Annotated in this window: 10 protein-coding genes and 1 tRNA gene; 9 read left to right on the forward strand and 2 right to left on the reverse strand. The window is 74.6% G+C overall.

Going from position 1 to position 18,899, the window contains the following annotated elements:
- Positions 1 to 122 precede the first annotated feature (122 nt).
- The 8 genes from ACFZP7_RS19130 (at position 123) to ACFZP7_RS19165 (ending at position 14,957) form a co-directional block, all read left to right on the forward strand.
- Complete coding sequence (locus ACFZP7_RS19130) at positions 123 to 320, forward strand: hypothetical protein (RefSeq protein WP_385634936.1); 198 nt, start codon at positions 123 to 125, stop codon at positions 318 to 320.
- 270 nt (positions 321 to 590) lie between these two features.
- On the forward strand, positions 591 to 3,440 hold the full coding sequence (gene topA, locus ACFZP7_RS19135; protein ID WP_019329839.1) for a type I DNA topoisomerase: 2,850 nt from the start codon (positions 591 to 593) through the stop codon (positions 3,438 to 3,440).
- A 134-nt stretch (positions 3,441 to 3,574) separates the two neighbouring features.
- Positions 3,575 to 6,940 (forward strand): dTMP kinase, encoded by a 3,366-nt coding sequence (gene tmk / locus ACFZP7_RS19140; RefSeq protein WP_385634938.1) that lies wholly within the window; start codon positions 3,575 to 3,577, stop codon positions 6,938 to 6,940.
- A gap of 262 nt (positions 6,941 to 7,202) precedes the next feature.
- Complete coding sequence (locus ACFZP7_RS19145) at positions 7,203 to 8,408, forward strand: DNA polymerase III subunit delta' (RefSeq protein WP_031019097.1); 1,206 nt, start codon at positions 7,203 to 7,205, stop codon at positions 8,406 to 8,408.
- 80 nt (positions 8,409 to 8,488) lie between these two features.
- Positions 8,489 to 10,108 (forward strand): alpha/beta hydrolase, encoded by a 1,620-nt coding sequence (locus ACFZP7_RS19150; RefSeq protein WP_385634939.1) that lies wholly within the window; start codon positions 8,489 to 8,491, stop codon positions 10,106 to 10,108.
- Between the two features lie 118 nt (positions 10,109 to 10,226).
- Positions 10,227 to 10,303, forward strand: a tRNA-Thr gene (locus tag ACFZP7_RS19155).
- Between the two features lie 151 nt (positions 10,304 to 10,454).
- Positions 10,455 to 11,408, forward strand: a complete 954-nt coding sequence (locus ACFZP7_RS19160; protein WP_267486485.1) for a glycosyltransferase family 2 protein — start codon at positions 10,455 to 10,457, stop codon at positions 11,406 to 11,408.
- A 228-nt stretch (positions 11,409 to 11,636) separates the two neighbouring features.
- Positions 11,637 to 14,957, forward strand: coding sequence for a BTAD domain-containing putative transcriptional regulator (locus tag ACFZP7_RS19165; RefSeq protein ID WP_385634941.1), 3,321 nt, complete (start codon positions 11,637 to 11,639; stop codon positions 14,955 to 14,957).
- A gap of 123 nt (positions 14,958 to 15,080) precedes the next feature.
- Here ACFZP7_RS19165 and ACFZP7_RS19170 read toward each other — a convergent pair whose 3' ends face one another.
- Positions 15,081 to 16,790: a bifunctional 3'-5' exonuclease/DNA polymerase gene (locus ACFZP7_RS19170; RefSeq protein WP_385634943.1), complete on the reverse strand. Its 1,710-nt coding sequence runs from the start codon at positions 16,788 to 16,790 to the stop codon at positions 15,081 to 15,083.
- A gap of 126 nt (positions 16,791 to 16,916) precedes the next feature.
- Positions 16,917 to 17,669 carry a Clp protease N-terminal domain-containing protein gene (locus tag ACFZP7_RS19175; protein ID WP_385634944.1) on the reverse strand — a complete coding sequence of 251 codons (753 nt, stop codon included), beginning with the start codon at positions 17,667 to 17,669 and terminating at the stop codon, positions 16,917 to 16,919.
- A gap of 86 nt (positions 17,670 to 17,755) precedes the next feature.
- Here ACFZP7_RS19175 and ACFZP7_RS19180 point away from each other — a divergent pair, with 86 nt between their 5' ends.
- Complete coding sequence (locus ACFZP7_RS19180) at positions 17,756 to 18,883, forward strand: DUF2786 domain-containing protein (protein WP_385634946.1); 1,128 nt, start codon at positions 17,756 to 17,758, stop codon at positions 18,881 to 18,883.
- The last annotated feature ends 16 nt before the right edge of the window (positions 18,884 to 18,899 follow it).

An 18,899-nucleotide genomic window follows, 5' to 3' on the forward strand; every position in this document is an offset into this window, starting at 1 on the left:
GACGGCGAGCCGCCTCACTCGTCGGCCCCGCGTTCACCTCGGGTTCGCCTGCCCGCCGCCCGTGCGTGACAGCCTCCCCGAGGCTGGACACGCGCGGGCTGGAGAAAAGGGGCACGGGGACCATGGAGAGCGGGCCGGCGATCTTCGCGGGAATGGTGTTCGCCCTGTTCGGGGCCGGTCTGCTGGTGTGGACCGCGACACGGGTGCGGCACAGCCGGCCCGTCGCGCTCGGTGTGAGCCCCGTCGCATCGGCGGCCGTCGCGAGCCTCGCCGGAGTCGTCGCGCTCGCCCTCGGGGCATGGTGCCTGACCCGCGTGTGAGGGGCCGGTTCCGGACCCCGGCCGCACCCCCGCGCGGGTAACCGGGGGGTCGCGCTCCGGATACGCGCGTCAGGGCCGGTCAGCACTCCGGGCGGCAGGAACGGGGTTCGTCGGGTTACCGTTCGAGTGGCCGTTGCGGGCTTTTCCCGTTTGACACGGGGGCGGGAGGTACCGTCACACTCCGCAGCGTCACGACCGAAACGCAGCACGACCCGACCCCGGGAGCACTGCCTGGGGAGGCCCCAGCGTCGACCGGAGAGAAGAGCGAAGTTGTCCCCGACCAGCGAGACCGCGAACGGCGGCCGCCGACTCGTCATCGTCGAGTCGCCTGCCAAGGCGAAGACGATCAAGGGCTATCTCGGCCCTGGTTACGTCGTCGAGGCGAGCGTCGGGCACATCCGCGACCTTCCCAGCGGCGCGGCGGAGGTGCCGGAGAAGTACACCGGCGAGGTCCGTCGCCTCGGTGTGGACGTCGAACACGACTTCCAGCCGATCTATGTGGTCAATGCCGACAAGAAGGCCCAGGTCAAGAAGCTCAAGGACCTGCTGAAGGACTCCGACGAACTCTTCCTCGCCACCGATGAGGACCGCGAGGGCGAGGCCATCGCGTGGCACCTCCAGGAAGTCCTCAAGCCGAAGATCCCGGTCAAGCGCATGGTGTTCCACGAGATCACCAAGGACGCGATCCGGGCCGCCGTCGCCAACCCGCGCCAGCTCAACCAGAAGCTCGTCGACGCCCAGGAGACCCGCCGCATCCTCGACCGCCTCTACGGCTACGAGGTCTCGCCGGTCCTGTGGAAGAAGGTCATGCCGCGCCTGTCGGCCGGCCGCGTCCAGTCCGTCGCGACGCGCCTGGTGGTCGAGCGGGAGCGCGAGCGCATGGCGTTCCGCTCCGCCGAGTACTGGGACCTCACCGGCACCTTCGCCACCGGCCGCGCGGGCGACGCCTCCGACCCGTCCTCGCTGGTCGCCCGCCTCCAGACGGTCGACGGGCGCCGGGTCGCGCAGGGCCGCGACTTCGACTCCCTGGGCCAGCTGAAGAGCGCGAACACCCTCCACCTCGACGAGGCGAACGCCCGCGCGCTCGCCGCCGCCCTGGAGGACACGCGCTTCGCGGTCCGCTCCGTCGAGTCCAAGCCGTACCGCCGCTCGCCGTACGCCCCGTTCCGTACGACGACGCTGCAGCAGGAGGCGAGCCGCAAGCTCGGCTTCGGCGCCAAGGCGACCATGCAGATCGCCCAGAAGCTGTACGAGAACGGCTACATCACCTACATGCGTACGGACTCGACGACGCTGAGCGACACGGCGGTCGCCGCCGCCCGCGCCCAGGTCACGCAGCTGTACGGCGCCGACTACCTGCCCGCCCAGCCGCGGACGTACGCCGGCAAGGTCAAGAACGCGCAGGAGGCGCACGAGGCGATCCGCCCCTCCGGCGACCGCTTCCGCACGCCCGCCGAGACCGGTCTGACCGGCGACCAGTTCAAGCTGTACGAGCTGATCTGGAAGCGGACCGTTGCCTCCCAGATGAAGGACGCGACCGGCAACAGCGTCACCGTGAAGATCGGCGGCGCCGCCTCCGACGGCCGGGACGTCGAGTTCAGCGCCTCCGGCAAGACCATCACCTTCCACGGCTTCCTCAAGGCGTACGTCGAGGGCGCCGACGACCCGAACGCCGAGCTGGACGACCGCGAGCGCCGGCTGCCGCAGGTCGCCGAGGGCGACGCGCTGACGGCCGAGGAGATCACGGTCGACGGCCACGCCACCAAGCCCCCGGCCCGCTACACCGAGGCGTCGCTGGTCAAGGAGCTGGAAGAGCGCGAGATCGGCCGTCCGTCGACGTACGCGTCGATCATCGGCACCATCCTGGACCGCGGCTACGTCTTCAAGAAGGGCACGGCGCTCGTCCCGTCCTTCCTCTCCTTCGCCGTGGTCAACCTCCTGGAGAAGCACTTCGGGCGGCTCGTCGACTACGACTTCACCGCCAAGATGGAGGACGACCTCGACCGCATCGCGCGGGGCGAGGCGCAGGCCGTGCCGTGGCTGAAGCGGTTCTACTTCGGTGAAGGCACCGGCACCGGCGGCGCCGCCGACGCCGGCAACGGCGACGGGGACCACCTCGGCGGCCTCAAGGAACTGGTGACCGACCTCGGCGCGATCGACGCCCGCGAGGTGTCCTCCTTCCCCGTCGGCAACGACATCGTGCTGCGCGTCGGCCGCTACGGCCCGTACGTCGAGCGCGGCGAGAAGGACGCCGAGAACCACCAGCGCGCCGACGTCCCCGAGGACCTGGCGCCCGACGAGCTGTCCGTCGAGCTGGCGGAGGAACTGCTCGCCAAGCCGAGCGGCGACTTCGAGCTGGGCACCGACCCGGCCACCGGCCACGCCATCGTCGCCAAGGACGGCCGCTACGGCCCGTACGTCACCGAGGTGCTGCCCGAGGGCACCCCGAAGACCGGCAAGAACGCCGTGAAGCCGCGCACCGCCTCGCTGTTCAAGTCGATGTCCCTGGACACGGTGACCCTCGACGACGCCCTGAAGCTCATGTCGCTGCCGCGCGTCGTCGGCACCGACGCCGAGGGCGTCGAGATCACCGCCCAGAACGGCCGCTACGGCCCGTACCTGAAGAAGGGCACGGACTCGCGGTCCCTCACCTCCGAGGAGCAGCTCTTCACGATCACGCTGGAGGAGGCGCTGGCGATCTACGCCCAGCCCAAGCAGCGTGGTCGGGCCGCGGCCAAGCCGCCGCTGAAGGAGCTGGGCACCGACCCGGTCAGCGAGAAGCCCGTCGTGGTCAAGGACGGCCGCTTCGGACCGTACGTCACCGACGGCGAGACCAACGCGACCCTGCGCTCCGGCGACAGCGTCGAGGAGATCACGCCGGAGCGCGGCTACGAGCTGCTCGCCGAGAAGCGGGCCAAGGGCCCCGCCAAGAAGACGGCGAAGAAGGCCACGAAGAAGACGGCCGCCAAGAAGGCTCCCGCCAAGAAGACCGCCGCCAAGAAGACGGCGGCGGCCAAGACGACGGCCGCGAAGAAGACCACGGCCAAGACCGCGGCGAAGAAGACGGCCACCAAGACGGCCGCCAAGAAGGCGACCGCCGCCAAGGGTTCGGAGGACTGAGCCCGCCCGGCACGTCCCGCGCGGCGGCTTCCGTCGTCCGCCGGGCGCCCGCCCCGGCACCGCTTCGGTGCCGGGGCGGGCGTACGTTCGGCCGGGAACTCCGGACTGTCCGCGTCGACCGATAGGCTGAACGCATGACGCGAGCCGAGCAGCCAACGGCCCCTCACCCCGCCCCGGACGACGCCCTCGTCGCGGACTCCCGCGAGCGCGCCGTCCGCGCCCTGCTGCGCCGTCCGCAGTTGAGGCGGTTGTGGAGCGCACAGCTCGTGGGGGGTGTCGGCGACATCCTCGCCCTCCTGGTGCTGGTCCTCCTCGTGGTGCAGGCCGCGATCGGCGCGGGCTCCTTCGGCGGCGGTTACCGGGGCGTCGCGTTCGCAGTGGCGACCGTTTTCGGGCTGCGCATCCTCGCGACGCTGCTCTTCGGCGCCGTACTGCTCGGTCCCCTCACCTCGCTCACCTCACCCGACGGTCCGCTCGACCGGCGCTGGACCATGGTCGGCGCCGACGGGCTGCGGACGGCGCTGCTGATCGTGGCGCCGCTGTGGATCGACTGGACGCCGGACGACGCGCCCGCCTACCTCCTGGTGACCGTCTTCGTCACCGGGGTCGCCGAGCGCTTCTGGACGGTGTGCCGGGAGAGCGCGGCGCCCGCGCTGCTGCCCGCGCCGCCTCCGGAGGGCGCGACGGTACGCCCGCTGCCGGACCACATGGACACGCTGCGCCGCCTGTCGCTGCGCACGGGCTTCGTGGCGGTCCCGCTCGCCGGCGCCGCCCTGGTGATCGCGGGCCTGCTCAACAACCTGCTGGGCGCCGGCGTGGACTGGTTCGCCGAGCACCAGGCGGCGCTCGCCTCGTACGTGGCGGCCGGGCTGTTCGCCGCGTCGCTGTCCGTGGTGACCTTCCTGGAGCTGCCGTCGGTGCGCACCCCGCGCGCGCGGTCGCCGCTGGAGGGCATGCGCCGCCCGAAGAGCGGCACGGGCGTCGACAAGGGCCGCACCGGCGCCCTGCCCCTGCTGGTCCTCGCCTGCGCCGCGGTCGCCGCGGTGGTGGCCGCCGCGGTCGCCGTGGCGGTGCTGCACGCCAAGGACCTCGGCGGCGGCCCGGTGCTGTACGGGCTGATGGTCGGCGCGCTGACCGGCGGCGTCGTCGTCGGCATCCGCACGGCCCCCGCGCTGCTGCCGTCGCTGTCACGCAGGCGGCTGCTGGCGCTGGCGATCGCCTCCGCCGGCCTCGCCCTGCTGGCCGCCGGCCTCGTCCCGGACGACACCACCGTCCTGCTGCTCCTGACGCTGACCGGCGTGGCCGCGGGTGTGGCCGCCAACACCGGGCACACGCTGCTCGACCACGAGACCGAGGACGGCCGCCGGGCGCGGACCACGGAGCATCTGCACGCCGTGGTCCGGGTGTGCGTGGCGCTCGGCGCGGTCGTCGCTCCGGTGATCGCGGCGGCGATCGGGCCGCACCGGCTGGAGAACGGCAAGTTCGTCTTCGCGCACGGCGGCGCCGCCTTCACCCTGATGCTGGCCGGCGCGCTGCTGCTGCCGGTGGCCGCGCTGGTGCTGGCCAAGGTCGACGACCGCTCCGGGGTGCCGCTGCGGCAGGACCTGAGGGACGCGCTGCTCGGCGGCGACGACCCGGTGCCGACGCCCGCGGCGAACGGCTTCTTCATCGCCCTGGAGGGCGGCGACGGCGCCGGCAAGTCCACCCAGGCCGAGGCCCTCGCCGAGTGGATCAGGGGCAAGGGGCACGAGGTCGTGCTGACCCGCGAGCCGGGGGCGACCCCGGTGGGCAAGCGCCTGCGCTCCATCCTGCTCGACGTGTCGAGCGCGGGCCTGTCGCACCGCGCGGAGGCGCTGCTGTACGCGGCCGACCGCGCGGAGCACGTCGACACCGTGGTCCGGCCCGCCCTGGAGCGCGGCGCCGTGGTCATCTCCGACCGCTACATCGACTCCTCGGTCGCCTACCAGGGCGCCGGGCGCGACCTGTCGCCGACCGAGATCGCCCGTATCAACCGCTGGGCGACCAACGGGCTGGTGCCGCACCTGACCGTCCTGCTGGACGTCCTGCCGGAGGCCGCGCGCGAGCGGTTCACCGAGGCGCCGGACCGTCTGGAGTCGGAGCCCGCCGAGTTCCACGCGCGCGTGCGCTCCGGGTTCCTCGCGCTGGCCGCCGCCGACCCCGGCCGCTACCTCGTCGTGGACGCCGGCCAGGAACCCGAGGCCGTCACCACCGTCGTACGCCGCCGGCTCGACCAGGTGCTGCCGCTGTCCGAGGCCGAGATCGAGGCCCGGGAGGAGGCGCGCCGCAAGGCCGAGGAGGAAGCGCGGCGCAGGGCCGAGGAGGAGGCCGCGCGCAAGGCCGAGGAGGAGCGCCTGGAGCGCGAGCGCCTCGAGCAGTTGGAGCGGCTGCGCGCCGAGGAGGAGGAGCGCAAGCGGCGCGAGCTGGAGGAGGCCCAGCGGCGCGAGGCCGAGCGGCAGGCCGAGGAGGCCAGGCAGCGGGCCGAGGAAGCACGCCGCAAGGCCGAGGAGGAGCGGGCCCGGCTCCTCGCCGAGGAGAAGGCGCGGGCCGAGGAGGAGGCGCGTCGCCGGGCCGAGGAGGAGCGGCGGCGCAAGCAGGCCGAGGAGGAGGAGCGGCTGCGCGCCGAGGCCGAGGCCCGGCGCCTGGAGAAGCAGCGCAAGGCCGAGGAGGCCCTGCTGCGGGCGGAGGAGGCGCGCCGGGCGGCGGAGCAGGCGGCGGCAGCGGCGGCGACCGGGCCGAAGCCTACGGCGCCGGCCGCGGCGGACGCGCCCCGTCCGGCACCGGCCGCACCGCGCCCCTCGGACGCGGCGACCGTCCCGACCCCGATCGTGACCCCGACGAACGCGTCCGGTGGCCCGGTGGAGGACACGGCGGTACTGCGCCCGGTGCGGGACACGGAGGACCGGCCGGGCACCACCGGCGGGGACGAGGCCGGTGCCGGCGCCGGGGTCGGGGACAGCGGGGAGTCCGAGTCCGAGATCACGGCCGAGCTGCCCAGGCCGCCGGCCCCGGCCGGCGCGGCGGACGAGACGGCGGTCCTCCCGGCGGTGCAGCCGCCGGCCGAGGACGAGACGGCGGTCCTGCCGCCCGTCCCGCCCGGGGCCGCCGACGAGACGGCCGTGCTGCCGCCCGTGCGCGCGGAGGACCCCGCCGACCGGGTGCCGTCGGACTACTTCCGCAAGGAGGAGCCCGCCGCCCGCTCCGACCGCTCCGACCGGTCCGCGGAGCCCCAGGACCGCACCCGGGAACTGCCCCGGATCGACCCGGACCAGGCACCGCCCCGCCGGCGGCGCTCCGACTGGGCCGAGGAGACCCCGCTGGACGACCTGCCGACGCTGGCCGACGAGCTGCTCGGCCCGCGTGAGGGCGACGAGCCCGACGCGGGCGGCCGCGGCCACGACGGCCGGGGCGGGCCGGATGGGGACGACGGGCAGGACGGCGACGGGGGCCGCCGGGGCAGGAGCGGCCGAAGGCGGCGCTGAGCCGCCGTGGTCCGGCCGGCGCCCGCCGACCACAGGGTGCCCGGTCCGGTCCGGCGCCCGCCGACGACGGTGTCCGGTCCGGTCCGGCGCCTGGCCGACGACGGTGTCCGGTCCGGTCCGGCGCCTGGCCGACGACGGTGTCCGGTCCGGCCCGGCGCCCGTTGTCGGTGCCGCCCCGCACAATGGATGACGCGCCGCGACGTGCGGGACGTGCGTGCGGCGCGGTACGACCGCGGAGTGTGACGGAAGGACGGCGTGACCCATGACCGTGTGGGACGACCTCGTCGGGCAGGAGAAGGTGAGCGAGCAGCTCGCCGCCGCGGCCCGGGACGCCGACGCCTTCGTCACTGCCGCCGCGGCCGACGGACCGCTGCCCGAGGCGTCGAGCATGACGCACGCCTGGCTGTTCACCGGGCCCCCCGGCTCCGGAGTGACGCAGACCGCGCGGGCCTTCGCCGCCGCCCTCCAGTGCGTGAGTCCGGACCGGGCGCTCGGCGGGGCCCCCGGCTGCGGCTTCTGCGACGGTTGCCACACCGCCCTCGTCGGCACCCACGCGGACGTCAGCACGGTGACCGCCGTGGGCGCGGAGATCCGCGTCGGCGACATGCGGGACACCGTCCGCAAGTCCTTCACCTCACCGGCGAACGGCCGCTGGCAGATCATCCTCGTCGAGGACGCCGAGCGGCTGAACGAGAAATCCGCCAACGCCGTCCTCAAGGCGGTCGAGGAGCCCGCCCCCCGGACGGTGTGGCTGCTGTGCGCCCCGTCCATCGAGGACGTGCTGCCCACCATCCGCTCCCGCTGCCGCCACCTCAATCTGCGCACGCCCTCGGTGGAAGCCGTGGCCGACATGCTCGTACGCCGGGAGGGCATCGAGCCGGCCGTCGCCGCGGCGGCGGCCCGGGCCACCCAGGGCCACGTCGACCGCGCCCGGCGCCTGGCCACCGACCCCGCCGCCCGCGAGCGCCGGGCCGCCGTGCTGAAGCTGCCGCTGCGGGTCGAGGACATCGGCGGCGCGCTCAAGGCGGCCCAGGAGCTGGTGGACGCCGCGGCAGCGGACGCCAAGCAGCTCGCCGAGGAGATGGACACCAAGGAGACCGAGGAGCTGAAGGCGGCCCTCGGCGCCGCCCAGGGCGGCCGGCTGCCACGCGGCACGGCGGGCGTGGTCAAGGAGCTGGAGGACAACCAGAAGCGCCGCCGCACCCGCACCCAGCGCGACAGCCTCGACCTCGCCCTCGGCGACCTCACCTCCTTCTACCGCGACGTCCTCGCCCTCCAGCTCGGCTCCCGCGTGGCGATCGCCAACGCCGATGCCGAGGACACCCTGGAGCGCGTCGCCCGAGCCGGCACCCCGGAGGCCACGCTCCGCCGCATCGAGGCGATCGCGGCCTGCGGCGAGGCCCTGGACCGCAATGTGCCGCCGCTGCTGGCGGTGGAGGCCATGACGATGGCGCTGCGAGCGGGCTGAGCCCGTTGACGAGGTAACTCGTACGTGGCACGTCCAGCACGCTGAGCGCCCACGCGGTCGCGGAGAGTTACGCTCGCTGAATGCACACTAGGCGCACCCACCGCAGGACCCGCATCGGCAGGACCCGTACCGGAGCCACGCTGCTCGCCGCCGCGCTGCTCGCCACCGCCTGCTCGGCCGGTGGCGCGTCGACGTCCGCCGGCCCGGCGGCGGCCGAGGCCGCGGGGGCGACGAAGGCGGCGCGGACCGCGCTGGCCGCGCTGCCGCAGGCCACGCCTTCCGCGCTGACGCCGTACTACGAGCAGAAGCTGAAGTGGCGCGACTGCGGGGTCCCGGGCTTCCAGTGCGCCACCATGAAGGCCCCGCTCGACTACGCGAAGCCCTCCGAGGGGGACGTCCGCCTCGCCGTGGCCCGGAAGAAGGCCACCGGCCCGGGCAAACGGCTGGGCTCCCTGCTGGTGAACCCGGGCGGCCCGGGAGGCTCGGCGATCGGCTACCTCCAGCAGTACGCGGGCATCGGCTACCCGGAGGAGGTCCGCGCCCGGTACGACATGGTGGCGGTCGACCCTCGGGGTGTCGCCCGCAGTGAGCCCATCGAGTGCCTCGACGGCCGCGAGATGGACGCGTACACGCAGACGGACGTCACGCCGGACGACCAGGGCGAGACGGACGAGCTGGTCGGGGCGTACCAGAAGTTCGCCGAGGGCTGCGGGGCGGACGCGCCGAAGCTGCTGCGGCACGTGTCGACCGTCGAGGCGGCCCGGGACATGGACATCCTGCGGGCGGTGCTCGGCGACGAGAAGCTGACCTACGTCGGCGCCTCGTACGGCACGTTCCTCGGGGCGACCTACGCCGGCCTGTTCCCGGACCGGGCGGGCCGCCTGGTCCTGGACGGCGCGATGGACCCCTCCCTGCCCGCGCGCCGCCTGAACCTGGAGCAGACGGCCGGCTTCGAGACGGCCTTCCAGTCCTTCGCCAAGGACTGCGTGAAACAGCCCGACTGCCCCCTCGGCGACAAGAACACCACCCCCGACCAGGTCGGCAAGAACCTCAAGGCGTTCTTCGACGACCTGGACGCCGAGCCGATCCCCACCGGGGACGCCGACGGCCGCAGGCTCACCGAATCCCTCGCCACCACCGGCGTGATCGCCGCGATGTACGACGAGGGCGCCTGGCAGCAGCTGCGCGAGTCCCTGACCTCGGCGATGAAGGAGAAGGACGGCGCCGGTCTGCTGGTGCTCTCCGACAGCTACTACGAGCGCGAGGCCGACGGCGTCTACAGCAACCTGATGTTCGCCAACGCCTCCGTGAACTGCCTCGACCTCCCGGCCGCCTTCTCCACCCCGGACGAGGTGCGCGAGGCGCTCCCCGAGTTCGAGAAGGCGTCCCCGGTCTTCGGCGAGGGGCTGGCCTGGTCCTCCCTGAACTGCGCCTACTGGCCGGTGGAGCCCACGGGCGAGCCGCACCGCATCGAGGCCGCCGGGGCCACCCCGATCGTCGTGGTCGGCACCACCCGCGACCCGGCCACCCCCTACCGCTGGGCCGAGGCCCTGGCCGGCCAGCTCTCCTCCGGCCGCCTCCTCACCTACGAGGGCGACGGCCACACCGCCTACGGCCGGGGCAGCGCCTGCATCGACTCCGCGATCAACACCTACCTGCTGCGGGGCACGGCCCCCGAGGACGGCACACGCTGCTCCTGACCACCCGGAAGCGCTCGTACCGGCCCCGGGACCCGGGCCCGTGGGGCCGGTACGAAGCACCCCCGGAAACTGTGTAGACTTACCGACGTCGCTGATCGCACCATGGTGCACACGGCACGCCGCCTTAGCTCAGATGGCCAGAGCAACGCACTCGTAATGCGTAGGTCTCGGGTTCGAATCCCGAAGGCGGCTCCACGATGAACCGCAGGTCAGGTTTCTGATCTGCGGTTCTTTTTGTTCGCTTCCTCCGGGCGCCGGTGCGTCGTAGCGCGGGTGTCCGGGACCTGAACGGCTAGCATCGCGCGGGCACAGGGTCGGGCCTCGGGTCGGGAGGGACGGGCAGGGTATGGGCGACAGCGCGGCGGAAGGGGCCGGCGTCCCGGCGGGGTCCGGGAGGCTCGCGGGCGGTGCCGTGCCGCGGATCGCGGTCGCCGTGGTGACCATGGGCAACCGGCCCGCCGAGATCGACGCCCTGCTGACGTCCGTGGCCCGGCAGGACGCGCCGCCCGCCCGCATCGTGATCGTCGGCAACGGCTGTCCGCTGCCCGAGTTCGCCGAACGGCTGTCGCTGCCCGGCGAGGTCACCACGGTCGAGACCGACGAGAACCTCGGCTGCCCCGGCGGCCGGAACGTGGCGCTCGCCCGGCTGCGGGAGTTCGGCGACACCGATGTGGTGGTGGAACTGGACGACGACGGCCTCCTCGTGGACACCGACGTGCTGCGCCGCGTCGGTGAACTCTTCGCGGCCGACGACCGGCTCGGCATCGTCGGCTTCCGCATCGCCGACGAGAACGGCGAGACCCAGCAACGCCACGTCCCCCGGGTCGGCGCCTCCGATCCCCTGCGGGGCGGGTACGTCACCGGCTTCCTCGGCGGCGGGCACGCCCTGCGGTCGGCGATGCTCGACGAGGTCGGCGACTGGCCCGCGGAGTTCTTCTTCGCCCACGAGGAGACCGACCTGGCCTGGCGGGCGGCCGACGCCGGCTGGCGCATCCTCTACGCGCCCGAACTGCTGCTCCAGCACCCGAAGACCTCGCCCGCCCGGCACGCCGTCTACTTCCGGGTCAACGCCCGCAACCGCGTCTGGCTGGCCCGGCGCCGGCTGCCGCTGCCGTTGATCCCCGTCCACCTGGGCGTGTGGGTGCTGCTGACGCTGGCGCGCAACCGCTCGCTCGGCGGGCTGCGGGCCTGGTTCGGCGGATTCCTGGAGGGTGTGCGCAGACCGGCGGGGGAGCGGCGGCCGATGCGCTGGCGCACGGTGGGGCGGCTCACGCGGCTGGGACGGCCACCCGTCATCTGAGGGAGCACGCGGTCCCGGACAGGACGAGAGCCCCGTTCGCTCACCTCTGACGAACGGGGCTCCACACGTCCCCGGACCCGGCCGCGGCGGCGACACTCCCCCGAGCAACGCGTTGCACGCGCGCACCCCCGGGCCAGATCCGATGTTGTGATCACATCAGCTCCGGCCAACGGATCGCTAACATGAGGCCAACGGTTTTCCGTTGGAGGGCCGCCGTGCGGAAGGTGGTTGGGCGGAGTGGAGCGAGACCGCCTGCGGTTCGGGTTGCTGGGACCACCGGTTCTGTACGACGCCCGGTCCGAGGCCGTTGCCGTTGCGAGTCCGAAGACGCGCGCCCTGCTCGCCGCGCTGCTGCTGGAGGCGGGGCGGCCGGTCTCCGTCGGTGCCTTGCGGGACGCGTTGTGGGACGGGTCCCCGCCCCCGTCCGCGCGGGCCTCGCTGCACAATCACGTCACCCGGCTGCGCCGGCTGATCGGTGAGCCCGACCGGCTGCGCACCGTGCCGTCCGGGTACCTCCTGCGGGTCGCGGAGGGCGAGGTGGACGTGCACCTCTTCGAGGCCCGGGCGGCCGCGGCGCGTGTCGCGTACGCCGCCGGTGACTGGGCCCGGGTCGTCGGCGCGGCCTCGGACGGGCTGGCGCTGTGGCGTGGGGCGCCGCTGGCCGGGCTGCCGGACGGGGTGGGCGGGTACGCGTTCGCCCAACGGCTGGAGGAGACGCGGCTGCTGCTCACCGAGTGGTGCCACGACGCCGAACTGGCGCTGGGCGGCGCACGGGTGGAGAGCCTCGTACCGGAACTCGCGGCGCTGGCGGCCGAGTACCCGCTGCGGGAGGCGTACCACCGTCAGCTGATGCTGGCGCTGCACCGCACCGGGCGGCGGGCCGAGGCGCTGGCCGTCCACCGCGACCTGCGCGCCCGCCTCGCCGAGGAACTCGGCATCGAACCGGGCCCCGCCGTGCGGGAGGCGCACGTCGAGGTGTTGCGGGGAGCGGGGGCGTCCGCCGCTCCCGAACGGGGCGGTTCGCGGGGGACCGCGGACCGGGCGGCCCCAGCCGGCGGAGCCGTGGGTGTCGACGACGCCGTACGTGAGGACGACGCGGCGTCCCGTGGTGCCGCGGCCGGGCGCGGTGACGTCACCGGCCTCCCGCCGGAGCCGGAGAACGGGGGCGCCCTCGGACGCGACCCGGAGACCGGAACCCCTCCGGAGACCGGCGCCCTCCCGGCGGCGACCGCCTCGGACTCCCGCCCCGAGCCGGAACCGGGGTCGGAACCGGAATCGGGAACGGAATCGGGACCGGAGTCGACGCCGGTCCGCCCCGTGGCGCCGCCCCGTCCCGCCCAACTTCCGCCCTCGCCGCCCTACTTCACCGGCCGTACCGTCGTGCGCGACGCCCTGGCCCGGGCACTCACCCCCGGCCCGCAGCCGAGTGTCGCCGTCGTCAGCGGGATGGCGGGCGTCGGCAAGAGCGCCCTCGCGCTCCACGTCGCACACCGGGTGAAGGAACGTTTCCCCGACGGCCAGCTCTACCTCAACCTGCACGGCGCCACCCCGGGCATGCCCCCGCTGACCCCGGAACAGGCACTCACCGCCCTGCTGCGCGACGTCGGTGCCGAACCGCGTCTCATCCCCGAACGGCCCGACGCGGCGGCCGCGCTGCTGAGGTCGTTGCTCGCGCCGACGCGCACGCTGCTGCTCCTGGACGACGCGGAGAACGCCGCGCAGGTGCGTCCGCTGCTGCCGGCCGGTGCCGGCTGCGCGGTGATCGTCACCAGCCGGTCCCCGCTCGCCGCCCTCGACGGGGCCCGCCGCTTCCCGCTCACCCCGCTGACCGGCGCGGAGAGCGCGGCACTGCTGCGCGCGGCCTCCGGACGCGACGGCACGAGCGGCCACGCCGCCCCGACCGGCGCCCCCGGCACACCGGGTGCCTCCCGCGCCCCCGACGGTCTGGACGGGCTGGACGCCGACCACCCCCTCGTCGAGCTGACCGGCCGCCTGCCCCTGGCCCTGCGCGTGGTTGCCGCCCGGCTGGCCGCCCGCCGTGCCCTCACCCCCGATGTGCTCGCCGGTCAACTGGCTGCCACCGAGGGGCGGCTGAACCACCTCGAGTACGACGACCTGAGCGTGCGCCGCCCGCTGGCCGTCGCCCACGACGCTCTCGCCGCCTCCGACCGCGAGGCCGACCGGGACGCGGCCCTCGCCCTGCGCCGCATCGGGGCCCTCGACCTGCCCGCGTACGGCGTCCCGCTCCTGGCCCGCCTGCTCGGTACCGACGAGCGCCGCGCCGAGGCCGCCCTCGACCGCCTCGTGGACGTGGCCCTGCTGGAGGAGACCGCGTACGGCCGCTACGCCCCCCACGACCTGGTGCGCGAGTTCGCCCGGGAGATCGCGCGCGGTGACGTCGACGCGCACGGCGTGGCGCGGACCGCCGTGCGCTGGTACGCCGCCGTCGCCGAGCGCGTCCTCACCGCGATCGTCGAACCCGGCATCGACCAGGACGACCGCCGCCGCCCCACCGCCGCGCAGCCGCCCGGGCACGCCGCGGAGGTCGCCTCCGTCCCGCCCTTCACACGCCCCGAGGACGCCTTCGCCTGGGGCGACCTGGAACTGGAGAACGTGATCGCGCTCACCGAGCGCCACTGCGCCGGCGACGAGGGGTGCACCCGCCACCTCGCCGTCCTCCTCCGTCTCCTCTTCCCCTACGCCCAGCGCAGCGGCCGGGTCGCCGAGATGGAGGTGATGGGCAAGGCCGCCCTCGCCCTCGCGGAGCGGCACGGTGACGCGGCCGCCGAGGCGTACGCGCTGGGCGACCTGGCGGGCGGGCACTTCATGTTCCGCCGGCTGGGCGAGGCGCTGGCCCTCAACGACCGTTCGCTCGCGGTCTGGCGGAAGCTCGGCGCCGTCCCCCGCATCCGCCGCTGCCTGAACAACCGCGGGTTGCTCCTGGAGAACCTCGGCAGGCTCGAGGAGTCGGCCGAGGCGCTGCGTCAGAGCCTCGCCTACTCCCAGCAGCTGAACGACCCCTGGGGCGAGGCGATCACCCACCAGCACCTCGGCAACCTCTACGAGCACACCGACCCGCGCGCCGCCATCGAGCAGCACCGGCGCTCGCTGGCCATCGGGGACGAGATCGGTGACGTGATCGTGCGGCACTCGGCGCACTGCAACATCGGCTACGCGCACCTCACCCTCGGCGAACCCGCGGCCGCCGTGGGCCACTTCGAGGAGAGCCTGCGCATCCTCGGCGGTCACGGCGACTGGCACGGCGAGTCCCAGAGCCGGCTCGGCCTCGTCCGGGCCCTGCGCACGCTGGGCGGGGTGGAACGGGCCGTGGAGGAGTGCGAGGAACTGCTGCGCCGGGCGGACGCCCGCGCCGACCGCTACACCGGTGGCCTCGCCCGCCACCAGCAGGGGCTGCTGCTGCGGGAGCGGGGGCAGGGCCGGGAGGCGTACGAACGGTGGCGGTCGGCGCTGGCCGCGCTGGACGGGACGGACGCGCGGTCGGTGGTGGCGGAGCTGCGGGAACTGCTGGCCGAGGCGCCGCGGAGCTGAGCCCCCGGCCGTCTCCCGGGCCCTTCCCCCAGCTCCTTGCAGCCCTTGGTCCCGTTTCCTCCTCCCGTCCCGCGCTCGCCGCAGCCCTTGACCCCGCTTCCTCCTCCCGTCCCCCCCGCTCGCTCACTTGGCGTCCGCGTAGCACTCCACCACCGCCGTGGTGAACGGAAACCGCACCGGCGTCGGGCCGAACGTGAGCCGCCCCGCCAGCTCCGCGGCCTCCCGGATCGCCGCGACCACGGCGTCCGCCTCCTGCCGGGGGCAGTGCACGATCACCTCGTCGTGCTGGAAGAACACCAGCTCCGCCGCCTTGTCGGCGCACGCCCGCCGCAGCGCGGCGAGCATCAGCAGGGCCCAGTCGGCGGCGCTGCCCTGGACCACGAAGTTGCGGGCGAAGCGGCCCCGGGCCCGGGCGTTGGTGGAGGCGTATCCGGGCACCCACTCCTGCGACCGCGACTGCGACTGCGACCCGGGGGCGTCCGGCAGCTCCTCCTGGGGGATGCCGGCCTCCTCGGCGGGCTCGTCGGACGCCCCGGCGGCCGGCGGACAGGTGCGCCCCAGCCAGGTCCGCACCAGCCGTCCCTCCTCGCCGGCGCGGGCCGCGTCGTCGACGTACGCCACCGCTCGGGGGAAGCGGCGTCTGAGCGCGGCGAGGTTCTTCAGGCCGTCGCCGGAGGTCTGCCCGTACACCGCGCCGAGCACGGCGAGCTTGGCCTGGGCGCGGTCACCGGAGAAGGCACGGTCGGAGACGGACTGGTAGAGGTCGGTCTCCCGGCCGGCCACCTCCATCAGGCCGGGGTCCCGGGAGATCGCCGCCAGCACGCGCGGCTCCATCTGGTCGGCGTCGGCCACGACCAGGACCCAGCCCGGATCGGCGACGACCGCCCGCCGGATCACCTTGGGGATCTGGAGGCCGCCCCCGCCGTTGGTCACCCAGCGCCCGGTGACGGTGCCGCCGGCCAGGAACTCGGGGCGGAAGCGTCCCTCGCGCACCCAGTCCTGGAGCCAGGACCAGCCGTGGGCGACCCAGATCCGGTACAGCCTCTTGTACTCGATCAGCGGCTTCACGGCGGGATGGTCGACGGACTCGATCTCCCACCGGCGGGTGGAGGCGACCTTGATCCCGGCCCGCGCGAACGCCTTGATGACGTCCCCGGGCAGGTCCGGCCGCACCCGGTGCCCGAAGGCGGCGGAGACCTCCTCGGCCAGCTCGGCCAGGCGGCGCGGCTCGCCGCCGCCCGCGTACCGCTCGCCGAGCAGGTCGTGCAGGACCTCGCGGTGCACGTCGGCGCGCCAGGGCAGCCCCGCGTGGTTCATCTCGGCGGCCACGAGTGTGCCCGCCGACTCGGCGGCCGTGAGCAGCCGCATCCGGTCGGGGTGCGCCGACCGCTCGTGTCTGCGCTGCTGCTCGGCGTAGACGGAGAGCAGGTCTGCCAGGGGCAGGTGGACCGCCTGGGGCTCGAAGAGCGGGGACTGCGCGCCGGGCTCGGCCGAGCGCTGCGGCGGGTCGGGCGGCACCGGGTCGCCCCGCAGCCGGGCCAGGGCGGCCGCGGCCGAGCGCGGCTGCCCGTGGTGGCCCTCATGGCCCAGCAGGAGGGTCTCGGCGACCTCCACGTCGTAGCACCGCTCCACTCGCACCCCCGCGGCGAGCAGGCGCGGACAGACCTCGGCGGTGGACCGCCACACCCAGCGCGAGACGTCCGGCCGGGCGCGGACGGCCTCCGCCGGGCCCGGCTCCCGCCGCACCGGTCCCACGGGCATCCCGTCGGGGCCGAGGGGGGCGACCTCCACGCCACCGTCCTCGGCCACGGCGAGTGCCCACCGGTCGGCCATGTCGCGAGTGTCGCAGCCGGGACTGACAACGGCCCCTCGCCGTGAGGCGACCGGGACCGCGACCGGCACCGCGACCGCAGCCGAAACCCTGACCGGCACCGGCACCGGCACCCGCCCAGACCCCCCTCACTCCTCCCGCTGACCGGTCTCCGTCTCCTCGGTCACCGCGATGAACTGCTTCAGTGCCTCGGTGACGAACCGCTCGGTGGCCTCCTTGTCGAGTCCGAGCCCGCTGAGCACGCCCTCGCCGTGTTCGTGCTCCAGCAGGGCGAGCAGGATGTGCTCGGTGCCGATGTAGTTGTGACCGAGGCGCAGGGCCTCGCGGAAGGTGAGTTCGAGGACCTTCTTGGCGGCGGGGCCGTAGGGCACCAGCTCGGGGACCTCGGTGCTCGCGGCCGGGAGCGCGGCGAGCGCGGCCTCCCGGACCGCGTCCGGGGTCACGCCCTGCGCGGCGATCGCCTTGGCGGAGAGGCTCTCGTTCTCCGTGAGCAGGCCGAGGACGAGGTGCTCGGGCAGCCCCTCGGCGTTGCCGGCGGTCTTGGCCGCGTTGTGGGCGGCCATCACGACGTTGCGCGCCCGGGGCGTGTAGCGGCTGAAGCCCTGGCTCGCGTCCAGGTCGGCGGACTCCTTCGGCACGAACCGCTTCTGCGCCGCCTGACGGGTGACGCCCATGCTCTTGCCGATGTCCGTCCAGGACGCGCCCGAACGCCGGGCCTGGTCCACGAAGTGGCCGATGAGGTGGTCGGCCACCTCACCGAGGTGCTCACCGGCGAGGACGGCGTCCTGGAGCTGTTCGAGCGGCTCCGCGTGCACCTTCTTGATCGCGGTGATGAGTTCGTCGAGACGTACGGAGGACGTGATGCTCGGGTTCGTCGTCATGTGTCAACCGTAGGTTGCGCCCACAGGGCTGTCAACCGATGGTTGACAGTGCCACGGGATTCCGGCGGCCGTGGCACCATCGCCGGGTGAGTACGCCCCGCACCGTCGACCGTGCCTTCGAGACCGCCCTGTACGACACCGACGACACCGCCCTCGACACCGCCGCCTCGCTGCTGGCGGCCGACCCGGCGGCGGACGCGGAACTGGCCCGGCGGGGCGAGGAGTTCGTCGCGACCGCCTGGCGGCGCGGCTGGCAGCCCGCCGACCTGGTGCGGATCGTGCGGCGTGAGCTGGACGAGGCGCACGTGCGGCTGGTGGCGGCGCTCATCCGGGCCCAGGCGCCCGGTGACCGACCGCGCGGTCCCCGCTGGGCGGCCCAGCTCGACGCCGTACCCGAGCAGGCATCGCCCCGCACCGACCGGTTCTCGCACGCCACCGCCGTACTGGAGCTGTACCGCCTGCTGCTGCGGCTGCCCGTGCTCGAACCGCTGGAGCCGGGGACGCCCCGCGGCGAGGCGCGGCCGGAGTCCCGTGCCCTCGCCCGCATCCGGGCGCTGCTCGCCAAGGCGGAGGCGACCGGGTACCCGCAGGAGGCGGAGGCGCTGAGCGCCAAGGCGCAGGAGCTGATGGCCCGGCACAGCGTCGACGAGGCGCTGCTGGCGGCCGGCGCCCCCTCGCCCGACGCGCCGGGGGCCTGCCGGATCGGCGTGGAGCCGCCCTACGAGCAGGCCAAGGCGGTGCTGCTGGACGCGGTGGCCGACGCCAACCACTGCCGCGCGGTGTGGAACGAGCCCTTGGGGTTCTCCACCGTCGTCGGCTTCGAGGGCGACCTGGAGGCGGTCGAACTCCTCTACACCTCGCTGCTGGTGCAGGCCGAGACCGCGATGGCGAAGGCGGAGGCGGCGCAGCGGGCCGGCGGCCGCAAGCGGACCAAGACCTTCCGTCAGTCGTTCCTCGCCGCGTACGCGCACCGCGCGGGCACCCGGCTCCGGGCGGCGGCCGAGGCGGCCACCGCCGAGGGCGGTGCGGCGGCGGGGGTGGACCTCCTGCCGGTGCTGGCCTCCCGGCAGGTCGCGGTCACCGACCGGCTGGAGCGCCTGTTCCCGCAGACCACCACGACCCGGCTGCGCGGTGCCTCCGACGCGGCGGGCTGGACGGAGGGCACCCGCGCGGCCGACGACGCCCGCGTCGAACGCCGGCGGCCGCTGCGGTAGCCCGCCCCGGGGTGCG

This window comes from Streptomyces sp. SudanB5_2050, assembly GCF_964272335.1.
Classification (GTDB): domain Bacteria; phylum Actinomycetota; class Actinomycetes; order Streptomycetales; family Streptomycetaceae; genus Streptomyces; species Streptomyces rochei.

Bases quoted from the DNA above. Each gene is read 5' to 3' on its own strand.
- ACFZP7_RS19130 (WP_385634936.1), top strand. From the start codon at position 123: ATGGAGAGCGGGCCGGCGATCTTCGCGGGAATGGTGTTCGCCCTGTTC.
- tmk (WP_385634938.1), top strand. From the start codon at position 3,575: ATGACGCGAGCCGAGCAGCCAACGGCCCCTCACCCCGCCCCGGACGAC.
- ACFZP7_RS19145 (WP_031019097.1), top strand. From the start codon at position 7,203: ATGACCGTGTGGGACGACCTCGTCGGGCAGGAGAAGGTGAGCGAGCAG.
- ACFZP7_RS19150 (WP_385634939.1), top strand. From the start codon at position 8,489: ATGCACACTAGGCGCACCCACCGCAGGACCCGCATCGGCAGGACCCGT.
- ACFZP7_RS19160 (WP_267486485.1), top strand. From the start codon at position 10,455: ATGGGCGACAGCGCGGCGGAAGGGGCCGGCGTCCCGGCGGGGTCCGGG.
- ACFZP7_RS19170 (WP_385634943.1), bottom strand. From the start codon at position 16,790: ATGGCCGACCGGTGGGCACTCGCCGTGGCCGAGGACGGTGGCGTGGAG.
- ACFZP7_RS19175 (WP_385634944.1), bottom strand. From the start codon at position 17,669: ATGACGACGAACCCGAGCATCACGTCCTCCGTACGTCTCGACGAACTC.